A 1,248-nucleotide genomic window follows, 5' to 3' on the forward strand; every position below is an offset into this window, starting at 1 on the left:
GCAGCCGCTGCTCGTTCGCCACCGCCACGGCGGCCGCCCGCGAGTCGACGCCCAACTTGTCGTAGATCCGGCCCAGGTGCGTCTTCACCGTCGCCTCGCTGATGAACAGCGCCCGCGCGATCTCCCTGTTCGAGCTGCCCCGGGCGAGCTGCGCCAGGATGTCGCGCTCGCGGTCCGTCAGCGCCGGGCGCGGCGTGCGCAGCTGGGCCATGACGCGGTCCGCGACCGGCGGCGACAGCGCCGTGCGGCCCTCCGCCGCCGCGTGGATCGCCGAGAACAGCTCTTCGGGCCGCTCCGCCTTCAGCAGGTAGCCCGTCGCGCCCGCGCCGACGGCGCGGGTGATGTCCGCGTCCGTGTCGTACGTCGTGAGCACCAGCACCCGCGTGCCGGGGAGTTCGGCGACGATGCGGCGCGTGGCCGTCACGCCGTCCATGCCGGGGCCGAGTTGCAGGTCCATCAGCACGATGTCCGGCTTCAGCTTCGCCGCCGCCGCGAGGGCCTCCTCGCCGGTGCCGCCGCCGATGACGTGGTAGAGGAAGCAGCGGTTCTGGGCGAGGGACGGGTCGTGGGCGGAGGCGAAGGTGCCGATGAGCCCGTCGGTGAGGACGACGCCGCGCACGAGATCGTCGGCGAAGGTCTCCTCGACGGTCTCCCCGAGGGGCCGCTCGAAGAGCGCGCGCCAGGCCGCGTCGTCGCCGATCCGGGCCCTCAGCTCGCCGCGGGTCGGCAGCGGTTCTGTGAGCGTGGGGAAGACGCGCTCGGCGACGTGCTGCGTCATGCCGTAGAACCGCTGCCAGGCGTCGAACTCCCGGTCGCCGCCGGTCAGGGCGGCGAAGGACTCCCGGGTGGCGGAGCCGGGGTCGGTCTCGACGAGAAGCCCGGTGGGCCGGCCGCCGCGAACGGCGGGGGTGTAGGAGGACACGGCGCGCTTGCGCACGGCGAAGGCCAGCCCGAGGTCGTCGACGATGGCGCGGGGAAGCAGGCTGACGAGGTAGGAGTAGCGCGAGAGCCGGGCGTCGACGCCCGCGAACGTCCGGGCGGAGACGGCGGCGCCGCCGGTGTGGTCCAGCCGCTCCAGGAGGAGCACGGAGCGCCCGGCGTGGGCGAGGTAGGCGGCGGCGACGAGTCCGTTGTGACCGCCGCCGACGACGACGGCGTCGTAGCTGCTGCGCAGAGGCATGGCTCTTGGTAACACGGAAGATCGCCCCGGGCCAGGGGACACGTACGCCCTGAGCGCGGCGGCCGGCG

The 1,248-nt window shown here is 74.2% G+C and carries 1 protein-coding gene; it reads right to left on the bottom strand.

The window, feature by feature from the left end:
• A partial coding sequence (locus H5J30_RS37215; RefSeq protein WP_258563675.1) for a LuxR C-terminal-related transcriptional regulator occupies nt 1-1,180 on the bottom strand: 1,180 nt, incomplete at its 3' end.
• Between the last annotated feature and the right edge of the window lie 68 nt (nt 1,181-1,248).

Origin of the sequence: Streptomyces phytophilus (genome assembly GCF_013870535.1) — a bacterium.
Lineage (GTDB): Bacteria > Actinomycetota > Actinomycetes > Streptomycetales > Streptomycetaceae > Streptomyces > Streptomyces phytophilus.